This is a genomic window from Sphingomonas sp. 179-I 2A4 NHS, assembly GCF_045369135.1.
Lineage (GTDB): Bacteria > Pseudomonadota > Alphaproteobacteria > Sphingomonadales > Sphingomonadaceae > Sphingomonas.
In genome coordinates, this window is the sequence record NZ_JBIQFL010000006.1 from 146,576 (window position 1) to 171,518 (window position 24,943).

Annotated in this window: 23 protein-coding genes; 8 read left to right on the forward strand and 15 right to left on the reverse strand. The window is 63.8% G+C overall.

Going from position 1 to position 24,943, the window contains the following annotated elements:
* Window positions 1–6: 6 nt before the first annotated feature.
* The 8 genes from ACH0CP_RS12450 to pyrH form a co-directional block, all read right to left on the reverse strand.
* Window positions 7–675 carry an OmpH family outer membrane protein gene (locus ACH0CP_RS12450; protein ID WP_294443085.1) on the reverse strand — a complete coding sequence of 223 codons (669 nt, stop codon included), beginning with the start codon at window positions 673–675 and terminating at the stop codon, window positions 7–9.
* Window positions 675–3,341 (reverse strand): outer membrane protein assembly factor BamA, encoded by a 2,667-nt coding sequence (gene bamA, locus ACH0CP_RS12455; protein WP_294443103.1) that lies wholly within the window; start codon window positions 3,339–3,341, stop codon window positions 675–677. Before bamA ends, ACH0CP_RS12450 begins: the two co-directional genes overlap by 1 nt.
* Window positions 3,342–3,460: 119 nt before the next feature.
* A complete protein-coding gene (rseP, locus tag ACH0CP_RS12460; RefSeq protein ID WP_294443084.1) occupies window positions 3,461–4,594 on the reverse strand; it encodes an RIP metalloprotease RseP in 1,134 nt (377 codons plus the stop codon).
* Window positions 4,591–5,748 (reverse strand): 1-deoxy-D-xylulose-5-phosphate reductoisomerase, encoded by a 1,158-nt coding sequence (locus ACH0CP_RS12465; protein WP_294443083.1) that lies wholly within the window; start codon window positions 5,746–5,748, stop codon window positions 4,591–4,593. Before ACH0CP_RS12465 ends, rseP begins: the two co-directional genes overlap by 4 nt.
* Window positions 5,745–6,500 carry a phosphatidate cytidylyltransferase gene (locus ACH0CP_RS12470; protein ID WP_294443082.1) on the reverse strand — a complete coding sequence of 252 codons (756 nt, stop codon included), beginning with the start codon at window positions 6,498–6,500 and terminating at the stop codon, window positions 5,745–5,747. The genes ACH0CP_RS12465 and ACH0CP_RS12470 overlap by 4 nt, the downstream gene beginning before the upstream one ends.
* Window positions 6,501–6,562: 62 nt before the next feature.
* The gene (uppS, locus tag ACH0CP_RS12475; protein WP_294443081.1) at window positions 6,563–7,279 is read right to left on the reverse strand and encodes a polyprenyl diphosphate synthase; all 717 of its coding nucleotides are present in this window, start codon (window positions 7,277–7,279) and stop codon (window positions 6,563–6,565) included.
* Window positions 7,280–7,352: 73 nt separating this feature from the next.
* Entirely contained in the window at window positions 7,353–7,910 is a 558-nt protein-coding gene (gene frr / locus ACH0CP_RS12480) for a ribosome recycling factor (protein WP_294443080.1), read from the reverse strand.
* Between the two features lie 3 nt (window positions 7,911–7,913).
* On the reverse strand, window positions 7,914–8,642 hold the full coding sequence (pyrH, locus tag ACH0CP_RS12485; protein ID WP_294443079.1) for a UMP kinase: 729 nt from the start codon (window positions 8,640–8,642) through the stop codon (window positions 7,914–7,916).
* Between the two features lie 189 nt (window positions 8,643–8,831).
* Between pyrH and ACH0CP_RS12490 the strand changes: the two genes are divergently transcribed.
* Both ACH0CP_RS12490 and ACH0CP_RS12495 read left to right on the forward strand, forming a co-directional pair.
* The gene (locus tag ACH0CP_RS12490; protein WP_294443078.1) at window positions 8,832–9,158 is read left to right on the forward strand and encodes a hypothetical protein; all 327 of its coding nucleotides are present in this window, start codon (window positions 8,832–8,834) and stop codon (window positions 9,156–9,158) included.
* A gap of 156 nt (window positions 9,159–9,314) precedes the next feature.
* Entirely contained in the window at window positions 9,315–9,623 is a 309-nt protein-coding gene (locus tag ACH0CP_RS12495; RefSeq protein WP_294443077.1) for a hypothetical protein, read from the forward strand.
* Window positions 9,624–9,655: 32 nt separating this feature from the next.
* Here ACH0CP_RS12495 and tsf read toward each other — a convergent pair whose 3' ends face one another.
* The 4 genes from tsf to ACH0CP_RS12515 all read right to left on the reverse strand — a co-directional run bounded on the left by tsf (window position 9,656) and on the right by ACH0CP_RS12515 (window position 13,627).
* Window positions 9,656–10,609 (reverse strand): translation elongation factor Ts, encoded by a 954-nt coding sequence (gene tsf / locus ACH0CP_RS12500; protein ID WP_294443076.1) that lies wholly within the window; start codon window positions 10,607–10,609, stop codon window positions 9,656–9,658.
* Window positions 10,610–10,750: 141 nt separating this feature from the next.
* Window positions 10,751–11,557 carry a 30S ribosomal protein S2 gene (gene rpsB, locus ACH0CP_RS12505; protein WP_294443075.1) on the reverse strand — a complete coding sequence of 269 codons (807 nt, stop codon included), beginning with the start codon at window positions 11,555–11,557 and terminating at the stop codon, window positions 10,751–10,753.
* Window positions 11,558–12,029: 472 nt separating this feature from the next.
* Entirely contained in the window at window positions 12,030–12,896 is an 867-nt protein-coding gene (locus ACH0CP_RS12510) for a phosphatidylcholine/phosphatidylserine synthase (protein WP_294443074.1), read from the reverse strand.
* Window positions 12,893–13,627, reverse strand: a complete 735-nt coding sequence (locus ACH0CP_RS12515; protein ID WP_294443073.1) for a phosphatidylserine decarboxylase — start codon at window positions 13,625–13,627, stop codon at window positions 12,893–12,895. Before ACH0CP_RS12515 ends, ACH0CP_RS12510 begins: the two co-directional genes overlap by 4 nt.
* A 116-nt stretch (window positions 13,628–13,743) precedes the next feature.
* Between ACH0CP_RS12515 and ACH0CP_RS12520 the strand changes: the two genes are divergently transcribed.
* From ACH0CP_RS12520 to ACH0CP_RS12535, 4 genes are all read left to right on the forward strand, one after another.
* Window positions 13,744–14,964: an NADP-dependent isocitrate dehydrogenase gene (locus ACH0CP_RS12520; protein WP_294443071.1), complete on the forward strand. Its 1,221-nt coding sequence runs from the start codon at window positions 13,744–13,746 to the stop codon at window positions 14,962–14,964.
* A 202-nt stretch (window positions 14,965–15,166) separates the two neighbouring features.
* Window positions 15,167–16,945: a cation:proton antiporter gene (locus ACH0CP_RS12525; protein ID WP_294443070.1), complete on the forward strand. Its 1,779-nt coding sequence runs from the start codon at window positions 15,167–15,169 to the stop codon at window positions 16,943–16,945.
* 51 nt (window positions 16,946–16,996) lie between these two features.
* A complete protein-coding gene (locus ACH0CP_RS12530; RefSeq protein ID WP_294443068.1) occupies window positions 16,997–18,163 on the forward strand; it encodes a glycosyltransferase family 1 protein in 1,167 nt (388 codons plus the stop codon).
* A gap of 98 nt (window positions 18,164–18,261) precedes the next feature.
* The gene (locus tag ACH0CP_RS12535; protein ID WP_406889343.1) at window positions 18,262–18,861 is read left to right on the forward strand and encodes a CC0125/CC1285 family lipoprotein; all 600 of its coding nucleotides are present in this window, start codon (window positions 18,262–18,264) and stop codon (window positions 18,859–18,861) included.
* A 108-nt stretch (window positions 18,862–18,969) separates the two neighbouring features.
* Here the strand turns inward: ACH0CP_RS12535 and secA are convergent, their stop codons facing one another.
* Both secA and ACH0CP_RS12545 read right to left on the reverse strand, forming a co-directional pair.
* Window positions 18,970–21,705 (reverse strand): preprotein translocase subunit SecA, encoded by a 2,736-nt coding sequence (gene secA, locus ACH0CP_RS12540; RefSeq protein ID WP_294443064.1) that lies wholly within the window; start codon window positions 21,703–21,705, stop codon window positions 18,970–18,972.
* Between the two features lie 424 nt (window positions 21,706–22,129).
* A complete protein-coding gene (locus ACH0CP_RS12545) occupies window positions 22,130–22,579 on the reverse strand; it encodes a TonB family protein (RefSeq protein ID WP_294443063.1) in 450 nt (149 codons plus the stop codon).
* Between the two features lie 147 nt (window positions 22,580–22,726).
* On the opposite strand from ACH0CP_RS12545, the gene argJ reads away from it, so the two are divergent.
* The gene (gene argJ / locus ACH0CP_RS12550) at window positions 22,727–23,953 is read left to right on the forward strand and encodes a bifunctional glutamate N-acetyltransferase/amino-acid acetyltransferase ArgJ (protein ID WP_294443062.1); all 1,227 of its coding nucleotides are present in this window, start codon (window positions 22,727–22,729) and stop codon (window positions 23,951–23,953) included.
* A 1-nt stretch (window position 23,954) separates the two neighbouring features.
* Complete coding sequence (locus tag ACH0CP_RS12555; protein WP_294443061.1) at window positions 23,955–24,563, forward strand: glutathione S-transferase family protein; 609 nt, start codon at window positions 23,955–23,957, stop codon at window positions 24,561–24,563.
* Between the two features lie 33 nt (window positions 24,564–24,596).
* Here ACH0CP_RS12555 and trxA read toward each other — a convergent pair whose 3' ends face one another.
* Window positions 24,597–24,920 (reverse strand): thioredoxin TrxA, encoded by a 324-nt coding sequence (trxA, locus tag ACH0CP_RS12560; protein WP_294443060.1) that lies wholly within the window; start codon window positions 24,918–24,920, stop codon window positions 24,597–24,599.
* Window positions 24,921–24,943 lie beyond the last annotated feature (23 nt).

Genomic DNA, 24,943 nt, shown 5'->3' on the forward strand with positions numbered 1-24,943 from the left:
CGCGGATCAGCGGCCCTGCGGCTGCTTGCGCTGGTTGGACGGCGTCGCGGCCGGCTGCGCCGCAGGCGCCGCAGCAGCAGCCTGCTGGCCCTGGCCACCCGGCTGCCAGTTCGCCGGCGGAGTAATGCTGACGCTGGGAACAAGACGGTCGAGCTCGGTGGTGATCGCCGGGGTGATGTCAGCCGCCGGCTGGGCGTAGATCGCCGCATCCGGACGAAGCAGCAGCGTCACGTTGCGTGCACGAACCGCTGCCTGAACCGCGTCCGACAGCTTGGCGCTGATCTGCTCGATCGCATATGCCTCCGCGCGCTGCGCCGGCTGGGTCAGGCGCGAGAGCTCCTGCTGTGCTGCCTGCTGCTTGGTCTGGATCGCCTGCAGCTGCGGACGCAGCGATGCCTCCGTAGCGCCCGGTGCCTGCGACGCGGTCTGCGCAGCGGTGATCAGCGGGCGAAGCTCTGCCTCGATCGCCGTGCGACGGGCGGTCGCCTGGTCGATCTGCGCCTTGTACGTGGTCTGGATCTGTGCACGCGCGGCCGTCCACGCCTTGGAATTGGCGATCGCCTGCTCCGGGTTCGCCACGGCGATTCCCGAAACTTGTGCGGTCGCATTGCCGGCAATCATGGTCGCCGGCGCGGCGAGTGCCGCCGCGATCAGCATGGTCTTGAACTTGGTCATCAGAACTGAGTCCCTACGTTGAAGGTAATAAGCTTGTCGTCGTCGCCCGGCTGCTGGATCAGTGCCTTGGCCACATCGATACGGAGAGGTCCGAACGGCGAAGTCCAGTTCACGCCGAAGCCGATCGAGAGCCGCGGCTTGGGCGAATCGCCGAGGAATCGCTCGAGGAACGGCTCCGAGCGGATCTGCGGCGTGTTCGGGATGATGCCGTTACATCCGCCGCTCGCGTCGGGAAGGCCGGCCGCGCAGGTCGTCGTCGTGAGTGCCCCCGTCGCGCCGACATAATAATACAGCGGCTGCCCGGCCGTATTGGTCTGCGGCAAGGGCAGTACGACCGTATTGCCCTGCGCGTCCACGGTTGTCGGGAAGTCCGCCGTCGGCAGCGGGCGCGTGATGTTGAACAAGCTGCCCGCCTGGACATAGACCGACGGCCGCAGGCCAAGCTCCCGCGCGCCGGAGCCGAGCGGAATCTCCAGCTCGAGCCGGCCCAGGTAATAAGCCTTGCCGCCCAAGGCGTCGTCGACGATGCGATTGCGATCGGTGACGAGGATCTGCTTACCGTTCGCATCTGTGGTGTACGGAATACGCTGCACACGCGGGCCGACGCCGCGAATGTCGAAGCCGCGGAACTGCGGCTCGCCGAGGTAGAAGCGGTCGGTAATTCGCACCGGATCGATGCCCGGCCCCGGGCTGTCTTCCAGCGCATGGATGTAGCCACCCTCGGCCTGCACCGACAGGACGAAGCCGCCGCCGATACCCCAGTATTTGGCGCCGTCCGCCCGGCTGCGAATATACTTCACGTCCCCGCCCAGACCAGCGAAGTCCTGGCTCAGGCTGAAGCGCTGCCCGCGGGTCGGCCGCAAGCGGCTGTTGAGGCTGTCATAGATCAGCGAATAGCCGACCGACGAGGTTACGCGATTGCCCAGAGCGTCACAGAGATAGCGGCCTGCGAGCAGATAATCGCACTTGCCGTCGCGGAAGAACTGGTTCCGATCGAGCCCGACTTCATCGTACGAAAGGCCATAGCGGCCCGACAGCGTCCAATATTCCGTCAGCGGCACGCCGGCGCGGATCTGGAACCCGGTCGACACCTGGCTGTACGTCGTCTGGCGATCGTTGCCGACGAAGTTGAACGCGTTGAAGTCGCGACGGAACACGTCGACGCCAACGGCGATGTTCTTGTCGAACAGATACGGCTCGGTGAAGCCCGCCTCGATCGACTTGGAATAGCTCGAATAGTTCACGCCGAGCCGCAGTTCCTGGCCCTTGCCGCGGAAATTCCGCTGCGTGATATTGAACTGGACGATGAACCGCTCGAGGCTGGAGAAGCCCGCGGACAGCTGCAGTTCGCCCGTCGCCTTCTCTTCGACGTTCGCGCCCAGGATGACGCGATCGGGGGTCGAACCCGGCGTCTGCTTGATCTCGAACTTGTCCTGGAAATAGCCCAGGCTGTTGATGCGATCCTGCGAGCGCTTCACCTGGAAGCTGTTGAACGCATCGCCCTCGGCAAGACGAATCTCGCGGCGGATCACCTTGTCCTGCGTCTGGGTGTTGCCGGTCACCTCGATCCGCTCGACGTACGTCCGCTTGGCCTCGCCGATGTGGAAGTTGATCGACATCGTCAGCGCGTCCTTGTCGCGCTGGAACTCGGGGCTCACCTCGGTGAAGGCATAGCCGAACAGGCCGGCCGTCTGGCTCAGGCTGTCGACCGTGTCTTCAACCAGCTTGGCGTTGTACCAGTCGCCCTTCTTGACGGCGAGCGTCTTGGCCAGCGCCTTGTCGTCGAAGTCGCGGATGTCGCTGTCGACGGTAACGTCGCCAAACTTGTAGCGCGGGCCTTCCTCCACCACGTAGGTGATGATGAAGTCCTTCTTGTCCGGGGTTAGCTCGGCCACCGCGCTCGTCACGCGGAAATCGGCATAGCCTTCGGTCAGGTAGAACTGCCGCAGCTTCTGCTGGTCATACGCCAGGCGATCCTGGTCATAGGTCGTGTTCGACGAAAGCAGGCGGAAGAGACGCGCCTGCTTGGTTGCCATCTGCTCGCGCAGCTTGTCGTCGTCGAACACCTCGTTGCCGATGATGTTGATCTGGCGGACCTTGGACTTGGGCCCTTCGCTGATCTCGAACACCACGTCGACGCGGTTCTGGTCGAGCGCGACCATCTTCGGGTCGACGCTGGCGCCGAACCGGCCCTGGCGGCGATACAGTTCGATGATCCGGGCGACGTCCTGCCGCACCGCGGAGCGGGTGAACACCTGCCGCGGCTTGAGCTTGATCTCCTTCGTGATCTTGTCGTCCTTCAGGCGCTTGTTGCCCTCCAGAATCACGCGGTTGATGATCGGGTTCTCACGCACCCGAAGGATGATGTCGCCGGTCTCTGCGCCGGCGACGGTCACGTCGGCGAACAGGTCGCTCGCGTAGAGGTCCTTGATCGCCTGATCGAGCGTCTCGTTCGAATAGGGCTGGCCGACACGCAGCTTGGTGTAGCTGAGCGCGGTCTCCGGCTCGACGCGCTGCGATCCCTCGACGCGCAGGCTGCGGATCACGCGGTTTTCCGGAGTCGCGGCGGCAGGCGCAGTCGCTTGCGCGGTCGGAGTCACGGTAGCAGCCGGCTGGGCCGCAGCCGCCTCCTGCGCAGCGGCGGTCACCGGCACACCGGCCAGCATCGTGCAGCCAAGCAGCAAGGCGACCGAGCGCGGACGGACAAACGAAGTGTTCAAAACAGTCACCAAAGCCACCCCGGTAAGCCCAAACAAGCCCCTTCGCGCGCCCTGCCCTTGAATCGTCAACCGATCAAGCTTGCGAGGCTGCGCCAAAGGCCGAAATTCCCAAGATCATTGAAGGTCACGAGCAGCATCAACGCCAGGATCGCGGCCAATCCGCCGCGGAACGCCCATTCCTGCGCCTCCGGGCCGACGGGCCGGCGTCGCACTGCCTCAATCGCATAGAAAAGCAAGTGCCCGCCATCCAGCATCGGAACTGGCAGCAAGTTGATGAACCCCAGATTGATGGAAACCAGCGCGATCAGGAACACGAAGGCGTCCACGCCCAGAGTGATCTGTTCGCCGGAGACCTTGGCGATCGACAGGGGCCCGCCCAGTTCCTTTACGGAACGACGGCCCGTGATGATCTGCCCGATCGTCTCCACCATCATCGACAGAATGTCGCCGGTCCGCTTCACCGCCACGACAGGCGCTTCCAGCAGGCTCACGGGTTCCGTCACGCGTTCCACGCGCGCGATGCCCAACATGCCAACACGGTAGCGATTGCCGAACCGGTCGACCTGCTCGTCGATCCCGATCGTCACCGGCACCGTCATTGACTGGCCGCCGCGCACCAAACTCACTTCGGCGCGCTCGCCCGGATGGATCCGGGTATAGGCCAGCATGTCCTCGAAGATCTCGATCTCGCGATCGCCCAGCCGCGTGATGCGGTCACCCGCCTGCAGCCCGGCCTGCGCTGCGGCGCTACCTTCGACTACCATGCCCACCACCGGCGGCGTGCGCGTGTCGCCATAAGCGAAGGCGAAGCCCGCGAGGATCAGGATCGCGAGAACGAAGTTCACGATCGGGCCAGCGGCGACGATGACCGCGCGCTGCCACACCGATTTCGACTGGAAGGTCTTGTTGCGCTCCTCGGGCGGCAACGACAGCCATTCGGCCGATGGCTGGCTCACCGCGTTCATGTCGCCAGCGAAGCGCACGTAACCGCCCAGGGGCATCCAGCCGATCTTCCAGCGCGTGCCGCGCTTGTCCGTCCAGCCCGCGACTTCGCGGCCGAAGCCGATCGAAAACACGTCCGCTTTCACGCCGAACATCCGTCCGGCGAGATAATGGCCAAGCTCGTGCACGAACACGAGCGGTCCGATTACCAGGACGAAGGCGAGCAGCGTAAGCAGCAGGCCGGGAGTTTGGATCAAGCGACGCGTTCCTTCACACGCTCTTCCGCCAACGCCCGCGCTTCACGATCGATGTCCAGCACGGCATCGAGCGTTTCGGGAGCCGGTGGGTCATAGCGGTCCAGAATATCGCCGACGATTGCGGCAATTTCGAGGTAACAGGTTCGGCCGCCTAGGAAAGCTGCCACCGCCACTTCGTTCGCGGCATTGAGGATAGCCGGGTGCCCGCCACCTGCCTTCAGCGCCTCGCGCGCGAGGCGAAGCGCCGGAAAGCGCTCTTGATCGGGCGCTTCGAAGTCCAACCGACCGACCTTCACCAGGTCCAGACGCTCACCGGGAGTCGCCATTCGGTCAGGCCATGCCAACGCGCCCGCGATAGGCGTCCGCATGTCCGGCGTTCCGAGCTGCGCGATGACCGAGCCGTCGACATATTCCACCATCGAGTGGACCACCGACTGGCGATGCACCACGATCTCGATCTGGTCCGCCGTTACCGGGAACAAGTGGAATGCCTCGATCAGTTCAAGGCCCTTGTTCATCATCGTCGCCGAATCGACGGAGATCTTGGCCCCCATCGACCAATTGGGGTGCGCCATGGCCTGCGCCGGCGTGATGCCCCGCATCTCGGCGAGGCTGCTGTCGCGGAACGGACCGCCGCTCGCGGTCAGGATGATCCGGCTGACCCGCTCGGCAAGCCTGGCGTCCAAGCACTGAAAAATCGCGCTATGCTCGCTGTCCACCGGCAGCAGCGTCGCCGCATGGCGGGCAACCGCAGCTTTCATCACGTCGCCGGCCGAGACCAGCGCTTCCTTGTTGGCCAGCGCCAGCGTGCCGCCCTGCTCCACCGCAACCATGGCCGGCTTGAGACCGGCACAGCCGACGATCGCGGCAACGGTGACGTCGGCCGGCATCGCTGCCGCCTCGCACACCGCCTGCTCACCGCCAGAAGCCTCAATCCCCGTCCCCGCCAGCGCTTCACGCAGCGCCGGCAAGTAGCCTTCGTCCGCGACCACGGCGCGCTGGGCACGCGTGCGGATCGCGGCAGCTGCAAGGCGCGCCACGTCGCAATTCGCCGTCAGCGCGACGACGCGGAATTCCTCCGGCGATCGTTCGAGAAGGTCGAGCGTGGACGTACCGATCGAGCCGGTCGCGCCAAGAATGGTGACGCTTTTCATCGGTAGAGGTACGGCGCAACCACAAGCAGCGCGGCAACCGGCGCAACCGGAACGACGCCATCAAGCCGATCGAGCACGCCGCCATGTCCCGGCAGGATGTTGCCCGAGTCCTTCACGCCTGCCCGCCGCTTGAGCCAGCTTTCATACAAGTCGCCTCCTTGCGCCAGCACGGCCAGCAGCGGCGTCGCCAACGTCATACGCCAAGGCAGTCCATAGCGGACATGAAGCACAAGTGCGAGCGCGCTGGCCGCAGCAACGCCCCCGATCAGCCCGGCCCAGGTCTTGTTGGGCGACAGGCGCGGCGCCAGCTTCGGTCCGCCGATCGACCGCCCGGCAAAGAATGCGCCGATATCCGTCGCCCATACCAGCGACAGCGCCCAGAAGGCCCAGATCAGACCCTCATCCTGCCGCCGCAGGAACGTCAGCGCCAGTACCGGCAACCCGCAATACAGCACGCCGAGGCCAAGCGACGGCTTGCGCGTCACGGCACTGACGAAGAACCCCGCTCCCGCGAGAAGCCCCAGCGAGAAGAAGTCATGCACCTCGAGGACGAGCGATGCTGGCGCCATCACGGCCAGCGGCACGGACAGTGCATATTGCGCAAGACGCTTCTCGCGTGCGCTCACCTTCTGCAAATCCGACCATTCAGCCATCATGAACAGCGCAATTACGACCGCGAGCAACCAAAAGGCGACACCGCCGAACCATAATGCGCCACTTGCGACCGTGATCATCGCGACGCTGGCGATCATCCGAAGGCGCAAATTGGACGGCGTGCGGACCTTCGCGCCCGGCGTCGGGGCATCAGGCGCCGTCACAAGCCCCCGAACCGCCGTTGCCGCCCACCGAAGTTCGCCACCGCTGCGTCAAGGTCCGCCGCGCCGAAATCCGGCCACAGCGTATCCACAAACAGCAACTCGGCATAAGCCGCTTGCCACAACAGGAAATTCGACAGGCGATGCTCGCCCGACGTGCGGATCAACAGGTCGAGCGGTGGCATATCCCGCGTCTCGAGCTCTGCCTCGATCGCTGCCTCATCGATCTGTTCCGGTGGCAACCGCTCGGCGAGGCGGCGCGCCGCGCGCGCCAGTTCCGCCTGCGCACCGTAATTCAGGGCAATTGCCAGGATCGGGCCATCATTGCCCGCGCAGCGCGCAACAGCATCGTCGATCAGCGCCACCACGTCATTCGGGAAGCGGCGATAGTCGCCCAGGATCTTCAGCCGCACGTTCTCACGCACCAACTCGGCCAAGTCGCTGCGGATGAACAGCCGCAGCAGCCCCATCAGGTCCCCGATCTCCTCCTCTGGCCGACGCCAGTTTTCAGAGGAAAAGGCATAAATGGTCAGCGCCTCGATGCCGATGGCGCGCGCATGGCGAGTCACCCGCCGCACAGCCTCGACGCCAGCCTTATGGCCCGCCGCTCGCGGCAGCAGGCGCTTCTTCGCCCACCGCCCATTGCCGTCCATAATGATCGCGACGTGCCGCGGCAGCGTGGCGCTGCCGCTCGCCAGGGCGTGCGCCGTGCTCATGCCGCCACCCGAACAGGTCCGGCACTCCGCTCATGCAATCGGCACGAGTAGAACAGCAGTCGCCGCCCGCCGGTCACTTTCCGAGGATTTCCTTCTCCTTGGCCGCCGCTGCCAGGTCGATCTCGGCGATCGTCGCGTCGGTCAGCTTCTGCACTTCGGCCTCGTGGCGCTTGCGCTCGTCCTCGCCGAAAAGACCCTTCTTCTCGTCGGTCTTGAGGTTGTCCATGCCGTCACGGCGAACGTTGCGCACCGCGATCTTCGCGCGCTCCGAATAGGATCCGGCAAGCTTCGCGAGTTCCTTGCGACGCTCCTCTGTCAATTCCGGGATCGGCAGGCGCAGCGTCTGACCATCGTTGATCGGATTGAGACCAAGTCCTGCCGAACGGATCGCTTTCTCGACCGGACCGACGTTGCTCTTGTCCCAGACCTGCACGGACAGCATCCGAGGCTCCGGCACCGACACGGTCGCCACCTGGTTCAGTGGCATGTGCGAGCCATAAACTTCCACCGTCACCGGATCGAGCAGCGCGGTGGAGGCGCGCCCGGTCCGCAGACCTGCAAGATCGCTCTTCAGCGATTCGACCGCGCCGGCCATGCGGCGCTCAAGATCGGCCTTGTCGTAAGCGGCCATGTTTCAGTCTCCTGCTCGTTCCTGGACAATCGTCGACACGCCCGTCCCCGCCAGCACGGCAGCGAAATTGCCATGCTCCCGGATGTTGAACACGACGATCGGGATGTTCGAATCGCGGCACAGCGCCACCGCGCTCGCATCCATCACCTTCAGATTCTTCGACAGCACCGTGTCGTAGGATATTGTCTCGTAACGCTTTGCGTCTGGCACCTTCTTTGGATCCGCATCATAGATGCCATCGACGCTGGTGCCCTTGAACAACGCATCGCAGTTCATCTCGGCCGCCCGCAGCGCGGCGCCGCTATCGGTCGTGAAGAAGGGCGAACCCACACCAGCCGCGAAGATCACGACCCGATTCTTCTCCAGGTGGCGCACGGCGCGGCGCCGGATGAACGGCTCGCAAACGGACTGCATCGGAATGGCAGACTGAACCCGGGTATCGACGCCGATCTGCTCCAGCGCATTCTGTACCGCCAGCGCATTCATCACGGTCGCCAGCATGCCCATGTAGTCGGCAGTACCACGGTCGAAACCCTTGGCCGCCGCGGCCAGCCCGCGGAAGATGTTGCCGCCACCCACGACGACACAAAGCTCGTAGCCCTGCGCCTTCACGTCCGCGATCTCCTCGGCGACACGGGCAGTGACGGCCGGGTCGATCGCCAGCCCCCCCTCGCCCATGAGCACTTCGCCCGAGAGTTTCAGGAGGATACGGTTGTAGCGGCGGCTGGTCATGCTTCTCGATCGATGGCGGTAGGCGGCGCGGACCTTAGGCGGGGCACGTTATCCCCGCAACCGGGTACATCGGGTTGGTGCACGATTGAACCTACGCCAGTTCGTGACGTTGTTCATGATGTAGCAATGATGTGGTGACCAGCATCGACAAGCGATGATAGAGTTCGCGCAGGATAGGGGAGAGCGACGATGAAAAAGGCGATCCCGATCGCAGTCCTGCTGGGACTCGGTGCAGTTGCTCCCACGCTGGCGCAGACTGTCTATTCACAGCCGGGCAACGCGATCAAATCGTACGACCGACTCGAGCTGCAGCAGATCTACTTCCACCGACTCAACAGCCTGCGCGCCGAAGCGCTGGACCGGCAGGCTCATGACGGCGGCACGCTCAGCCCAGCAAGCCGCGCCTATCTCCAGGTCAAGCTCGACAAGATCAACGCGACCCGAGAGCGCGACGCGCGTCGAAATGATCTGATGTCGGTCGACGCTTTCAGCGTCGAGCGTCGTGGCAACGACTAAGGGAGGCGGGACGCCCCGACCCATGGCCAGGCCGGCGGCGTTCCGCCCACTATCAAGCGGTCAGTTCGGCCCGCCTGTTCTGCGGTACGTTGATTGGAGAAACATAAAGGAGGACGGCGATGAAGAAGGGTGTCTCGATCGCAATCATGCTAGGTCTTGGCGTCGCAATTCCAGCCGCGGCCCAGACGGTTTACAGCCAGCCGGTCCTCGAGCGTAAAAATCTATAACCGCATCGAACTTCAGCAGATCTACGTCTACCGGCCCAACAGCCTTCGCGAGGAGGCGCTGCGCCAGCAGGCGGCGGATGGCGGCACGCTCCGCCCGGAAAGCCGTGCTTACCTCCAGGCCAAGCTGGACAGGATCAACGCGACTCGTTCGCGCGACGCGCGCCGCAATGATCAGAAGTCGGTCGGCCAATTCGGCGAGCCCCTTGCCGGCACCGACGAAAAGGATGCGCTGCCCTGATCATAACCAGGGCAGCGTCATTTCTTACTTGCTCAGGCGGCGGGTTCCGCCTGCTTGTTCTGCGGCACGCCCGAGGCAGCAGCGACTTCGGCAGCGAAGTCCGACGCCTCCTTCTCAATGCCCTCGCCCAGCTGGAAGCGGACATAGTCCTTGAGCACGATCGGCTTGCCGGCTTCCTTGCCAGCCTTGGCGACGACGTCGCTGATCTTGGTCTTGCCGTCCATCACGAACAGCTGGCTGACGAGCGCGTGCTCCTTGCGGTACTTCGCAATGGTGCCTTCGACCATCTTGGCGACGATGTCCGCGGGCTTGCCGCTCTCGCCGGCCTTCTCAGCGGCAATCGCGCGTTCGCGCTCGATCTCCGCCTCATCGAGGTCTTCTTCGTTCAGCGCCTTCGGGAAGGCTGCGGCGACGTGCATCGCCAGCTGCTTGCCCAGGCTCTGCAGCACTTCATCCGGTGCCTCGCTCTCAAGAGCGACGAGGACGCCGATCTTGCCGAGGCCCGGCGACTGCTGGTTGTGGACATAGCCGACCACCGCACCCTTCGACACTTCGAGCGTCTTCGCACGGCGCAGCGACTGGTTTTCACCGATGGTCGCGACGTTGTTGGTCAGTACTTCCTCGACCGTCTTGCCGGTCGGCATCGGCTGGCTCTTCAGCGCTTCCACGTCGCTGCCGGTCGCCAGCGCGATCGCGGTTACTTCGCGCACGAACTGCTGGAACTGGTCGTTCTTCGCGACGAAGTCCGTCTCCGAGTTCACCTCAACCGCAGCACCCTTGTTGCCGCTGGTCGCGATGCCGACGAGGCCCTCGGCCGCGGTGCGGCTTGACTTCTTGGCTGCCGCCGCGAGCCCCTTGGTGCGCAGCCAATCCATCGCCGCGTCCATGTCGCCGCCGGTCTCGTTCAGCGCTTTCTTGCAATCCATCATGCCGGCGCCGCTCTTTTCGCGCAGCTCCTTGACCATCGCTGCCGTGATATCGGCCATTGTCATTTCCTTCAGATCAAATTGGCCCGCCAGCGCCGAGCCCGCCGAGACGCCCATTTTCTGCCCGCAATATTGCGGTAGAAAGACAGCGCCTCGACGGGCTCAGCTCGAACGGGAGATGAAGCTCGTCGAGGCGACCGCTTAGGCGTCAACCTGCTGCGATTCCTCGGTGCCGGCAGCAGCCACCACCGGGTCGCTGCCGAGCGCCTCTTCAGCCGGCGGCTCTGCCATCGCGCCGAGATCGGCACCGCCACGGCGCTGCTGCTCCGCATTGCCGCGGGTCGCCGCGATCGCCACCGCTTCGCAGTACAGGCGGATCGCGCGGCTCGCGTCGTCATTGGCCGGAACCGGGAACGCGATGCCGTCCGGCGACACGTTCGAATCGAGGATCGCGACGACCGGGATACCCAGCGTGTTCGCTTCCTTGATCGCCAGCTCTTCCTTGTTGGCGTCGATCACGAACATGATATCCGGAATGCCGCCCATGTCGCGAATACCGCCCAGGCTCATCTCGAGCTTGTCGCGTTCGCGGGTGAGCTGGAGGACTTCCTTCTTGGTGAGGCCGTGGGTGTCACCCGACAGCTGCTCCTCAAGCGACTTCAGCCGCTTGATCGAGTTCGAGATCGTCTTCCAGTTGGTGAGCATACCGCCCAGCCAACGATGGTTCACGAAATGCTGGCCCGCGCGGCGGGCCGCATCGGCAACAGGCTCCTGCGCCTGGCGCTTGGTGCCCACGAACAGCACCTTGCCGCCGGAGGCGACGGTCGAGCTGATGAACTCAAGCGCACGCGCGAACAGCGGCACGGTCTGCGAGAGGTCGATGATGTGGACGCCGTTGCGCTCGCCGAACAGATACGGCTTCATCTTCGGATTCCAGCGGTGAGTCTGGTGACCGAAGTGCGCGCCGGTTTCGATAAGCTGCTGCATCGAGACGACAGGTGCCGCCATGGTATATCTTCCTTCCGGTTAAGCCTCTGGGAAGCGGATGACGCGAGCCTGAAAGGCAGCGCACCGGTGAGATAGCTTCCCATGCGGAGTTGAGGCCGCGCGCTTAGCGGAAGGCGAAACTGAACGCAAGCTCTTGACCACCCGGAACGGATGTGGAACTAGGTCCGGAACAAAGCGCGAACTCGTGTAGCAGGAGTACCGAACACGGTTGCTCAGGCTGCACACCGGGCACCGGTGGAACCATGAATGTTTTCATCGGTTTGCGGGTGATGGTTCGCGATGGTGAGGAGGCGAACGATGATGACGTTGATTAGCTTAGGCGTTTTCGCTGGGACGTTGGGCGTCTCGATCTTTGCCATCGCAGCGACGGTCGCGCCCCGTGCTGATCGGATCATGGCCGCGCTGCTCGGTCGGCCCCAGTCGCAGCGTGCGCCGCTCGCGCAGTTGGTGCTGGCAGAGCGGCGGATCGCTGTCAGGCGGTGGGCGGCGCAGCCGCGATCGGCTGCGACGATCCGGACGCGCGCAGCCGCTTGACCCGGGCGTAGCTTGCGATGCTGAACGGGATCGCCAGCAGATAAGCGATACTCAGAGCACTGGTCGTATGCCACGGCGCGGAGACAGCCGCCGCTCCCACGATCACTACCACCGCCAGCGCCTCGAAACGGATGTTCCGGCGCAGGCGAAGCGACGACCAAGACCAGGTGGCAAGGCTTGATACCAGCAGCACGGCGACCAGCGCCGTCCAGGGCGCAACGACATAGGGCGACCGGAAGACCGGCTCTTCCGTCCAGAACCACAGGAAAAGCGGAAGGAAGGCGAGCCCAGCACCTGCGGGGGCTGGCACGCCGGTGAGAAATCCGGCGGATTTATGCGGTTGTTCGTCCGCGTCGATATTGGCGTTGAAGCGGGCGAGCCGAAGCGCACAGAAGACGGCCAGCATCAGCGACGCCATCCAGCCAAAGCGCGGCAGGCTGGAAAGCGACCAGAGGTAGAGGATCAGTGCCGGCGCCACACCGAACGAGATGGCGTCGGCCAGCGAATCCAGCTCCGCTCCGAAGCGGCTTTCGCCGTGGAGCAGCCGCGCGATCCGACCGTCGATTCCGTCAAGCAGCCCCGCGATGAGCACAAATGCAACTGCCAGCTGCCAGTGCGTCGACACCCGGTCCATCAGCGCAGTCAGGTCCGCCCCCTGGAACAGGGCAAGATCGTTCTCCATCATCCGCGCCTTGACCGCGAACTGGATCCCGCTGAGCCCCGAGCAAAGCGCGAGCGCCGTTACCGCATTGGGCGCCACCGCGCGCAGCGGCAATCCGCGACGCGTGCGCGTCGGCTGCCTCACTGCGACACTCCCGTCGCCGGTTGAGCGCCGGCGCGCGCGAGGACGGTTTCGCCCGCGATCGCACGCTGGCCGAGTGCCACCTGCGGTGCATAGCCGGCCGGCAGATAGACGTCGACGCGGCTGCCGAAGCGGATCAAACCCACGCGCTGCCCGGACGCCACCATGTCGCCGACCTTCACGAAGCCCATGATCCGCCTTGCTACCAGGCCGGCGATCTGGGTGAAGCCGACCTTCACCCCGTCATGCCCCTCGACGACGAAATGCTGGCGTTCATTGTCTTCCGACGCCTTGTCGAGATCCGCGTTCAGGAACTTGCCCGAGATGTAGACGATCTGCCGGATCGTACCGGCAATCGGCGCGCGATTGATGTGAACGTCGAAGACGCTCATGAATACCGACACGCGGGTGCGATGCGTTTCGCCCAGCTCCGCAACCAGTTCCCGCGGCACCGGAACCTCCGCGATCATCGTCACCAGCCCGTCGGCCGGCGAGATGATCAGGTCCTCGCCCCGCGGCGTGGTGCGGATCGGATCGCGGAAGAACGCCGCGACCCAGATCGTGACGAACAGCAGCGGCCAGAAGAACACGTTGTGGACGATCGTCATCAGCAAGGTGATGCCGAACGCGATTGCGACGAACTTCTGGCCCTCCGGATGAACAGCCGGGAAACGCCACTTGACGGTGGTGGTGACGGGCAGGCCCTGCGTTTCGGGCTTTTCTAATGATGGCATGCGGCCTCGTGTAGCGGCGGTATCCGCCCCGCACAACGCAGCGGGAACGATGGTTGATCCCCCGCCCCCTTCCCCGTATCGACCGCGCCAAACCCTCCCCTCAAAGGAAACGGAACATGGCCAAGATCAAGGTGAAAACGCCCGTCGTGGAGATCGACGGCGACGAGATGACGCGGATCATCTGGGAATGGATCCGTGAGCGCCTGATCAAGCCCTACCTCGATATCGAGCTCGATTATTACGACCTGGGTATCCAGAAGCGCGACGAGACCAACGACCAGATCACCATCGACAGTGCGCACGCAACCCAGAAGTATGGCGTCGCCGTAAAGTGCGCGACGATCACGCCGGACGAGGCGCGCGTCGAGGAATTCGGCCTCAAGCAGATGTGGAAGTCGCCCAACGGCACGATCCGCAACATCCTCGGCGGCGTGATCTTCCGCGAACCGATCGTGATCAAGAACGTCCCCCGCCTGATCCCGGGCTGGACCCACCCGATCGTCGTCGGCCGCCACGCATTCGGCGACCAATATCGCGCGACCGACTTCAAGGTGCCCGGCAAGGGCAAGCTGACCATGAAGTTCGAGGGTGAGGACGGCACCGTCATCGAGAAGGACGTGTACGACTTCCCGGAAGCGGGCGTCGCCATGGGCATGTACAACCTCGACCAGTCGATCCGCGATTTCGCGCGCGCGTCGATGAACTACAGCCTTGGCCGCGGCTGGCCGCTGTATCTCTCGACCAAGAACACGATCCTCAAGGCCTATGACGGACGCTTCAAGGACCTGTTCGCCGAGGTGTTCGAAGCCGAGTTCGCGACGAAGTTCAAGGAAGCGGGCATCGTCTACGAGCATCGCCTGATCGACGACATGGTCGCATCGGCACTGAAGTGGAGCGGCGAGTTCGTCTGGGCCTGCAAGAACTATGACGGCGACGTCCAGTCGGATCAGGTGGCGCAGGGCTTCGGCTCGCTCGGCCTGATGACCTCGGTGCTGATGACGCCGGACGGCAAGACGATCGAGGCCGAAGCGGCGCACGGCACTGTCACCCGCCACTATCGCCAGCACCAGCAGGGCAAGGCGACCTCGACCAACCCGATCGCGTCGATCTTCGCCTGGACCGGCGGTCTCAAGTATCGGGGCAAGTTCGACAACACGCCGGACGTTACGCGCTTCGCCGAAACGCTCGAGCAGGTCTGCATCGAGACGGTCGAGAACGGGGACATGACCAAGGATCTCGCGATCCTGATCGGCCCAGACCAGAAGTGGATGACCACCGAGCAGTTCTTCGAGGCAGTCCGCCAGAACCTCGAAAACAAGATGGCCACTTGGGCCTGATCTGAGCGAACCGAACCGGGCGGGCGCAGGCACGCTCGCCCGGCCTCGATCCCCCTACGCAATCTTCATCCACACAACGACACCGCGTCTTTTCTTACGCGGCACCGTCGCCGCCCCCCGCCCACGCCCGTTAGCAGCACCGATTAGAATGAACTGACGGTTAGGCACGACAAACGCACATCACCCTGCTTAGTGTGCGTCCATGGCATTGCGACTGGATAATGAAGGTTTCTCCGACGCCCTGGTGATCCTGGGCGCAGCGGGCATGGTGATCCCGGCGTTCGCGAGATTCAAAGTCAGCCCGATCATCGGGTTCATTCTTGTGGGAGTGCTCGTAGGACCATCCGGCCTCGGCGCGCACGTCGATATCGCCCCCTGGCTATTCTACGTCACGATTACCGATCCCGATTCGATCGAGCCGTTCGCCGAGTTCGGCATCATCCTGTTGCTCTTCTCGATCGGGCTCGAGCTTTCGTTCCGGCGCTTATGGTCGATGCGACGGCTCGTATTCGGCACTGGCAGCGCCGAGTTGTTCGGCTCCGCCCTGATCATCGCGATCGCGCTTCATTACCTCGGCCAGGGATGGTCGGGAGCAGCCGGTCTCGGCCTTGCTCTGGCGCTGTCGTCGACCGCACTGGTCCTGCCACTCGTAGGAACCGCAAGTCCGGTCGGACGCAGTGCCTTCGCGATGCTGCTGTTCGAGGATCTTGCCCTCGTTCCTATCATCTTTGCGCTCGGGGCCCTCGCGCCCACGGCCGGGGATGGCGGGTGGAGCGGGATCGGGCTGGTCGCGCTCCGAGGGGGTGTGACGGTCGTCGCCATGTACCTGGGTGGCCGCCTCGTTCTGCCTCGTCTGTTCGCTCAGGCGGCGCGTACAAAAAGCCCCGAACTGTTTCTCGCTGCATCGCTGCTGGTCGTCATCGTGGCCAGCGTAGCGACCACAGCGGCCGGCTTATCACCGATCGTCGGTGCGCTTCTCGCAGGGCTGCTCATCGCGGAAACGGAATACCACACCGAGGTTGAAGTGATGACGGCGCCCTTCAAGGGCCTTGCGCTTGGCGTCTTCCTGATCACCGTTGGCATGAGCCTTGATCTAAGTGCCATTGCAGAGAATTGGTCAACGCTCCTGCTGGCGGTTGCTGGCGTAGTCACGGTGAAGACGCTGGTCACATTCTTGCTGCTGAGGGTGGCCGGTGCGCGTGTCGGCGTCGCGACCGAAACCGGACTCCTGATGGGAAGCCCTTCGGAAACGACCCTCATTGTGCTCGCTACCGCTGCGCAGGCGCAGCTGATCCTGCCCTCCACCGCAGCCTTTTGGCAGACCGTGACGGCAATCGGTCTGACGATGACCCCGCTGTTGGCGAAGGCGGGGCACGCTATTTCAAAGCGTATCGAGGAAGGGGGCGAACCGGTCGTGGCCGAACAGGAAGATGGTGGCCGCGCGGTTATCATCGGTTTCGGCCGTGTCGGCCAGTTGATTGCCGAGATGCTCAGAACTCACGACATCCCTTACATCGCGGTCGAGGCGGACATCGATGCCGTAAAGGCGGGGCGCCTCGCCGGTCACCCCGTGGTGTTCGGGGATGTTGTTCGGCAAGAGCTCGTAGACCGCCTCAACCTCCCCCAGGCGCGCGCTCTCATCCTGACGATGGACGATCCCGTCCTCACCGTCCGCCTTGCGCGCCGGGTGCGCAACGTCGCCCCCGACCTGCCGATCATCGCCCGTGCGCGGGACCCCGGCCATGCTGCCGAACTGTATCGTGCAGGGGTGACGGATGCTGTGCCGGAGACATTGGAAAGCTCGCTTCAGCTGTCAGAGGCGGTGCTGGTCGATCTAGGCGTTCCGATGGGGCCGGTCATTGCCTCGATCCACGAGAAGCGCGACGAGCTACGCCAAACCATCCGCGCGGAGGCTGAACTCAACCGGGAGCCGCGCATCCGTCGCGTTCCCCGCTTAAGCGAGATCGGAACTATTCGCTGATCGGTCGCTTGGCCTAGGCTTCGCCGCAATAGGAAGCTACGCGCCCCCATCATGCAGCCGTCTGACCTCCGTGTCGCGCTCTTCAGCGGCAATTACAATTACGTACGTGATGGTGCGAATCAGGCATTGAACCTGCTCGTCGGGCATCTTCTTCGCCGCGGCGTCACCGCTCGCGTCTATTCGCCCACCGTCGCCAACCCGGCATTCCCGGCCACCGGTGATCTCGTCGACGTTCCGGCGATTCCCCTGCCCGGCGGACGCGGCGAGTACCGCGCGGCCCGTGGCCTTCCCGCGAAAGTTCGCCAGGACCTTGCGACATTCCGGCCCAACCTGATCCACGTTTCGGCACCGGATTTTCTGGGCCATCGCGCGGTCAGCTACGCACGTCGACACGGCATCGCGCGGATCGCCTCGCTTCACACGCGATTTGAGACGTACCCGCGCTATTACGGCTTGGGCTTCCTGGAGCCACTGGCCGAGCGCCTCCTTACCCGGTTCTACAATCGGGTCGATCGCGTGCTGGTACCTGGCACCCTGCTGGCCGAAATCCTCCACGGCTGGGGCGTTCAAACGCCGACGACGGTGTGGTCCCGCGGCGTCAATCACGAACGCTTCTCCCCGAAACGGCGTGATCTTGGTTGGCGTCGAACGCTCGGCATTGGCGAAGACGAGGTCGCGATCGGCTTCCTGGGCCGCTTGGTGAAGGAGAAGGGACTCGACGTCTTCGCCGACGTCGTCGCAGAATTGCGCCGCCGCGGCGTTCCGCACCGCGTGCTCGTGATTGGCGCTGGCCCGGCACGGCAATGGTTCGCGGAGCAAGTCCCCAACGCCGCCTTCGCCGGGTTCCAATCGGGTGACGAACTCGGTCGCGCCGTCGCGTCGATGGATTTGTTCTTCAATCCCAGCGTGACGGAGACATTCGGCAACGTCACGCTGGAAGCAATGGCCGCCGGCGTTCCCGTGGTTGCTGCCCGCGCCACCGGGGCCGTGGGGCTCGTCGACGATGGCGTAACGGGTGTGCTCGTCGAGCCGCGCAACATCTCGGGTTATGCGGATGCAATCGAAAAGCTCGTGCTCGATCACGACGCGCGACGAACCATGGGTATAATGGGCAGTCGCAAGGCCGCAGGCTATCGGTGGGACACGATCAACGAAGGCGTCCTGACGACCTATCTGGCTCTCATGAACGAAAGAGACAAGTCACTAGAAACACGATGAAATGTTCTTGATTGGAGCCAACCGGTTCATCGTACGTTCCGGTAACGTAATCTAGAGCTGACAGGTTCCGCCGTCCTGGCGGGCTCGGAGACGACACCATGACATTATTCCGTTCCGGTCGCGGGCTGTTGATGGCGGCGGCTGCTTCCGGCGCCTTGCTGGTCAGTGCCTGCGCGACGGAGACCCCTTATCGCCCGGCCACAGGATCTGGTTTCAATCGCACCGGTTTCAGTGAGCGTCAGGTGGAAACGAACCGCTTCCTCGTCACCTTCGCTGGCAATTCGGTCACTGATCGCGACACTGTGGAGCGCTACCTGCTATATCGCGCTGCAGAGCTCACGCTTCAGCACGGCTATGACTATTTCGTCATGGTCGACCGCGAGACTGATCGTCAGGCTCGCACCTCTACCACGGGTACCGGGTTCGGTCCCGGCTGGGGATACGGCGGCTTCGGTGGGTATTGGGGCCCGTCGTGGCGCTATTATGGTCGCCCGTGGGGCGGCTGGGGTGGTTGGGGCGGCTGGGGTGGCGGTTTCCGCGACTTCGACGTGCGTACCGTCGATCGCTACGAAGCCTCTGCCGAGATCGTGATGCGCAAGGGAACCCCGCCGGCCAACGAGGTCCGCGCATTCAACGCCCGTGACGTCGTCGAGCGGCTCGGGCCAACCATTGTCCTGCCGGGCCAGCAGCGCCGCTGATCTCGGATCCTAGTCACGAGAAAGCCCCGCCGTCTCCGGCGGGGCTTTTTTTTATGTCCTGAGAGAAACGCTGCCGACATCTGAACGTGCCGGCAACGCCCCCCAGCCTTACACGGCGCCGTGGCAGTGCTTGTACTTGCGCCCCGAGCCGCACGGGCACGGTGAATTGCGGCTGACCACGCCCTTCCAGCTTTCCGGATCCTCGCCGAGCTCGGCCTCCGTCCGCGGCGCGACCTGCATCGGCGGCAGCTGCGTCTGGATCAGGCCAAGCGTGCCGGCATCGATATCGTTCGAATTGTCTTCCCCGGAGAACGGGTCGAAATGGGTCGTGATGAAGTCCGGCAGCTCAGGTAGTTCCGGCATCGGCTGCAGGCGGAACTCGGCGTGCGCGATCGTCTTCGTTACGTCCTCGCGGATGCTGTCCAGCATCCGCTGGAACAGCGCAAACGCCTCCTGTTTATACTCGTTGATCGGCGTCTTCTGTGCGTAGGCGCGCAGGTGGACAACTTGGCGCAGCGCATCCAGAGTCGCGAGATGCTCCTTCCAGTGATGATCCAGGTTCTGGAGCAGGATCGACTTCTCGATTGACGTCCACGTTGCGGGTTCGAGGTCTGCCGCCTTCCCTGCGATCAGCGCGTCGGCTTCGGCCTGCACCCGTTCCGTGACCAGTTCGGGGTCGATCGCATCTTCCTTCAGCCATTCGTCGATCGGCGGATGCACGTTCAGCACATCGGCGAGCCGGGCCTTCATGCCTTCGATATCCCATTGCTCCGGATAAGAGCCGACCGGGCATGCCTCGCCGACGATCGCGTTCACCGTCTCCGCGCGCATGTCCTCCACCACGTCGCCGACGGTCTCGGCGTCCATGATGTCGGCGCGCTGCTCGTAGATCACCTTGCGCTGATCGTTCATCACGTCGTCATATTCGACGACCTGCTTGCGAATGTCGTAGTTGCGCGCCTCGACCTTCTTCTGCGCGGTCTCGATCGCCTTCGTCAGCCACTTGCTGCCGATCGCCTCGCCATCTTCGATATTGTTGCGCATCATCTTCGCGAACAGCGTGTCCGGGCCAAAGATGCGCAGCAGATCGTCGTCAAGGCTGAGGTAGAAGCGGCTGAGGCCCGGATCGCCCTGCCGACCAGAACGACCGCGCAGCTGGTTGTCGATCCGCCGGCTTTCGTGCCGCTCGGTACCGAGCACGAACAGGCCGCCGGCTTCCAGCACGCGCTCCTTTTCGGCCGCGATTTCGGCCTTGATCTGCTCGATCGCCGCATCGCGCTCTGGGCCCTCCGGCATGCCGGCGAGCTCATCCTCAACACGGAACTCGAGATTGCCGCCCAGCTGAATGTCGGTGCCGCGGCCGGCCATGTTGGTGGCGATCGTCACCGCACCCAGGCGGCCCGCCTGCGCCACGATTCGTGCTTCCTGCTCATGGAAGCGCGCATTCAGCACTGAATGGTCGACGCCTTCCTGCCGCAGGAAGTCGCTCAGCATCTCGGACTTTTCGATCGATACGGTGCCAACCAGAACCGGCTGGCCCTTCTCCGCATGCTCACGGATCCGTTTCGCGATGGCGCGGAACTTGTCGTGCGTATCCTTGTAGAACTCGTCCTCCTCGTCGACACGACGGATCGGATTGTTCGTGGGGATCGTGACGACGTTCATCTTGTAGATGTCGTAGAACTCGGCCGCTTCGGTCGCGGCCGTACCGGTCATGCCGGCAAGCTTCGGATACATGCGGAAATAGTTTTGGAAGGTGATCGAGGCCATGGTCTGGTTCTCAGGCTCGATCTGCACGCCTTCCTTGGCTTCCACCGCCTGGTGCAGGCCGTCCGACCAGCGCCGGCCGTCCATCATTCGACCAGTGAACTCGTCGATGATGATGACCTTGCCGTCCTTGACAATGTAATCCGTGTCGCGCTTGAACATCACGTTGGCGCGCAACGACTGATTGAGGTGGTGCACCACCTGGGTGTTCTCGAAATCGTAGAGATTAGCGCCTTCCAGCAGCCCCGCGGCTTCCAGCAGCCGCTCGACCCGCTCCGTGCCCTCTTCGGTCAGGACGATCGTCTTCTGCTTCTCGTCCTTCTCATAGTCTTCCGACGTGATCTGCTTCACGACCGCATCGACCTTGATGTACAGGTCGCTCTTGTCGTCGGTGGGGCCGGAGATGATCAGCGGCGTACGCGCTTCGTCGATCAGCACCGAATCGACTTCGTCGACGATCGCCATCGCGAACGGGCGCTGCACCATCGACGAGCGCTCATACTTCATGTTGTCGCGCAAATAGTCGAAGCCGAACTCGTTGTTCGTGCCGTACGTGATGTCGGCGGCGTAGGCCTCGCGGCGCTGATCGTCGGTCAGATTCGGCACGATTACGCCGACGGTGAGCCCAAGGAAGCGGTAGACCCGACCCATCCACTCAGCGTCACGTGCGGCAAGATAATCGTTAACGGTGATGACGTGGACGCCGTCGCCCGGCAGCGCGTTCAGGTAGGTGGCGAGCGTTGCCACCAGCGTCTTGCCTTCACCCGTGCGCATCTCGGCAATTTCGCCGCGGTGGAGCACGATACCGCCAACCATCTGCACATCATAATGCCGCTGGCCGAGGACGCGCCGCGCAGCTTCGCGAACCGTCGCGAACGCTTCCGGCAACAGGCTATCGAGCTTCTCGCCGTTAGCCAGCCGTTCGCGGAACAACACGGTCTGATGCGAGAGCGTCGCGTCGTCCATCGCCTGCAGCGTCGGCTCAAACGACGCGATTTTGGCGAGAATCGGATTGAGCGAACGGACGTAGCGATCGTTGGACGAGCCGAAGAGCGACTTGGCGAGATTGCCGAACATGGGCTGGATTCCTGATAATCAGTGCGGCGCGGCAGCCCCTACGGGCGCGCGGAAGATGGTGGCGTGAAGGTCCGACGGTCGCGTCGGCGCAGACGCCTATTCCCGCCGCCGAGTGGCGAACAAGGGCTCGGCGGCGGCCAGGACGAAAGCTTGCGCATCTCCGGCTCGTGCGGTCCGGACCAGGCTCGGCAGCGCGGCTTGCGGTCGCTGGCTCAGTATAAGCGGCGCGCGTGCTTCCGCCGCGCAAGCAACAGATCCCTCAGCAACCGCCTGCGCCCGATCCTGGGACCGCACGCTCGCACCGACGCCGGACAGCGCCGAAAGCAGGGCGGAAAGGAGGAGCAAGAGATTCATTACGGCCCGGACATAGGGAGGCACGCCGGTGCGGCCAACCCAAAAGCGTCGCCAGGCGGGATCGACACCGTCACTTCGGCAACCGCCAAACGATCCGCCGCGTATTCTCCCGCTTCTCGGGAAGCGCGTCGAGATCCCAGCAACCGCGCGCCATCAACGCACGGCAGCCAGCCTGGTCCAGCGAATCATGTCCGCTCGATTGCGTTACGCGGCACGATTCAACGCGCCCGTTATCGCCCACGATCCAGCTGATCGTGGTTGTACCTTCATGTTCCTGAACGATTGCTTCAAAGGGATAATCATCGGCGGTGATCCACTGTGCAGCGGGAGAACATGCGCCGGCGCTCGCTGATTGATCGATCGCTGGCGCCGGCTCCGAGCGGCTTGGAGACCCGGTAGCGGCCGACCATTCAGCAGTTATCCGCTCCGCAAGGCTCACCGGAAGAATGATGATTGCCAAACCTAGCACAGCGCAAAGTGCGACGATGAAATAACCCTGCCGGTCCGACTGCGGGGTCATAGCGGATCAGGGCCGCAGAGCCGCGGCAACACAATCACCCAAACGACAGATGAAGCGCCCCTTCGCCGGGCAAACGTGCCGGCCGCCCGTCGATCGGTCAATCACGCTGTTCGTGACTTTTTTCGCGCGCGGCATCATGGCGGGACCATGTCACATGCCACGTCCCCTCTCGCCCTGCCCTTTCCGGAACTACCTGCCATCGCAGGTGCTACGCCGCGTGTCGCACGAGCGCGATACAAGACATGGGATCGTTGCGACCTCACGTTCGTGACGCTTGATCCCGGCACCGCCGTGGCCGGCGTCCTGACGCAGTCGAAATGCCCTTCACCCGAGGTGGAATGGTGCCGCAAGGCGCTGGTGCTTGGCGAGGCCCGGGCTCTGGTAGTGAACGCCGGCAACTCCAATGCTTTCACTGGCAACCGCGGCCGCGCGGCGGTCGAAGCGATCGCGGCCCGTGCAGCCGCGCACCTGAATTGCCAGCCTTCCGATGTGTTCATCGCCTCAACTGGCGTGATCGGGGTGCCGCTGCCGATCGAAAAAGCAGAGGCAGGCCTCGACTCGGCGTTCACCGCTGAACCCTCCGACTGGCGCCAAGTCGCCGAGGCAATCGGCACCACCGACACGTATCCAAAAGGCGCCGTCGCCAGCGCCATCATCGCCGGCCGTAAGGTGACACTGGTTGGCGTCATCAAGGGCTCCGGCATGATTGCGCCCGACATGGCGACCATGCTCGGTTTCATCTTCACCGATGCCGCGATCGCGGCCCCCTATCTCCAGGCCGCGCTCTCGGCAGCGAACGAACGCACCTTTTCGTGCATCACGGTCGACGGGGATACCTCGACCAGCGACACCGTGCTGGCCTTCGCGACCGGCGCGGCCGGCAATCCACAGCTGACGGATGACGAGGATCCGGGTGCTGACGCCTTTCGCGCAGCACTCAACGATCTGTGCCATCAACTCGCCCAGCTTGTCGTCCGAGACGGGGAAGGCGCTTCGAAGCTTATCGAAATCACCGTTGAGGGCGCTGAAAGTGACCGCTCGGCGCATCGGATCGCCATGTCGATCGCCAACTCGCCCTTGGTCAAAACCGCCATTGCCGGCGAGGACGCCAATTGGGGCCGCGTCGTGATGGCCGTCGGTAAAGCGGGCGAGCCGGCGGAGCGTGACCGGCTTTCGATCCGCTTCGGCGCGACCCAAGTGGCCCGCGATGGCCTCGCGGTCGAAGGCTACGACGAGGCGCCCGTCGCCGCTCATCTGAAGGGTCAGGAGGTGGAGATCGGCGTCGATCTGGGCTTGGGCGAGGGGCGCGCGACGGTGTGGACCTGTGACCTGACGCACGGGTACATCTCGATCAACGCAGACTACCGCAGCTGAGATGCTGACGATCTGGGGGCGCCTCAACTCGCACAATGTGAAGAAGGTCGCGTGGTTCGCGGCTGAACTCGGCATTCCACACATCCGCCACGATGTGGGCGGCGCCTTCGGTATGGACGAGGCCTATCTCGCCTTGAACCCGAACGGGCTTATCCCGACGATCGAAGATGATGGCTTCGTCCTGTGGGAGTCGAATGCGATCCTGCGTTATCTCGCCGCACGACATGGCGGCGAACGCTGGTGGCCCACCGACCCTGCTACCCGCGCCAAAACCGACCGATGGATGGACTGGCAAATCGACTATGCGGAGGCGCAGCGAGACACTTTCGTGAATCTGATACGCCGCACGCTGGATCAGCGTGATGCCGCTGCCATAACCCGCGCCGAAGAGCGTTGTGCGGCAAAGATGACGATCCTCGATCGACATCTGGCGCGCGAGCCATGGCTGTCCGGCGAACGCTTCGGCGTCGGCGATATACCCATGGGCGTTTACGCCCACACGTGGTTCACGCTCGAAATGTCGCGACCGGACCTGCCAAATGTGCAGGCATGGTACCAGCGGCTGAAATCGCGACCCGGGTTTGACCGGGTCACGATTCCACTGACCTAATTGGTCAGGCCGCCGTTTCCTGGAACACGATAATCAGGCCAGCTCGCCCTCTAGCCAAGCCTTGATACGATTCTTCGGTTCCGCACCAACCTTGGTAGCCGCCGGATTGCCGCCCTTGAACAGGATCATCGTCGGAATGCCGCGCACACCATAGCGGCCCGGCGCATCGGGATTCTCGTCGATATTGATCTTGGCGATCGTCACCTGCTCGCCAAGCTCTTCGGAAATCTCTTCCAGGCTCGGCCCGATCATCTTGCACGGGCCGCACCACTCCGCCCAGAAATCGACCAGCACCGGCTTGTCGGACTGGATGACGTCGGTGTGGAAGCTGTCGTCCGTGATCTTCTTGGTGGCCATCGTTTGAAACTCCTTCGTCCGCC